The sequence below is a fragment of the Aurantimonas sp. A2-1-M11 genome (assembly GCF_036549475.1).
Lineage (GTDB): Bacteria > Pseudomonadota > Alphaproteobacteria > Rhizobiales > Rhizobiaceae > Aurantimonas.
The window spans coordinates 1-644 of record NZ_JAZHLI010000225.1 but is presented as its reverse complement, the minus strand read 5'-3'; the positions used below and the strand labels follow the sequence as shown (position 1 = coordinate 644).

Below are 644 nucleotides of genomic sequence, written 5' to 3'. Positions count from 1 at the left end.
GTCGACAGGCTGAGGTCGATCCCCTCGCGGGCGTAGCGGTCGGACTGGCGGTTCAGCGGCTGATGTTGCCCGAACTTCTCGAACAGGATCATCGCCAGGAGGTTTGGTCCGAGGAAGCCCCGCGGCGTCGTGTGGAACGGCGCTGGCGGCTGGGTGATCGTCTCGCACTCCCGGCAGGTGAACTTCTCGCGGACGGTCTGGATCACCTTCCATTGGCGTGGGATCACNGCTGGCGGCTGGGTGATCGTCTCGCACTCCCGGCAGGTGAACTTCTCGCGGACGGTCTGGATCACCTTCCATTGGCGTGGGATCACCTCCAGCGTCTCGGTGACGTCCTCGCCGAGCTTCGACAGCTTTGCCGAGCCGCAGCACGGACACGAAGTTGGCGCCTCGATCACCACCCGCTCCCTCGGCAGATGCTCGGGGAAGGGCTTCTTCGAGGGGCGCTTGCGGTTGAAGGCCTGAACGTTCGTCGTCTTCGCCGCGGCCCGTTCGGCGGCAAGCTCGTCCTCGGTCGCGGCGGCCTGGGCATCCTCGAGCTGCATCTCGAGCTGGTCGAGGAGACGGGCCTTGCGCTCCGAACGCGTCCCATAGAGTTCGCGCTTGAGCTTCTCGATCTCAAGCGTCAGATGCGCGATCAGGGC

General features: G+C 65.6%; 1 protein-coding gene. It reads right to left on the bottom strand.

Annotated features, from left to right (window positions below; translation table 11 throughout):
• Window positions 1-644 (bottom strand): IS66 family transposase zinc-finger binding domain-containing protein (locus VQ042_RS25805; protein WP_331823079.1); only part of this gene is annotated, 644 nt, incomplete at both ends.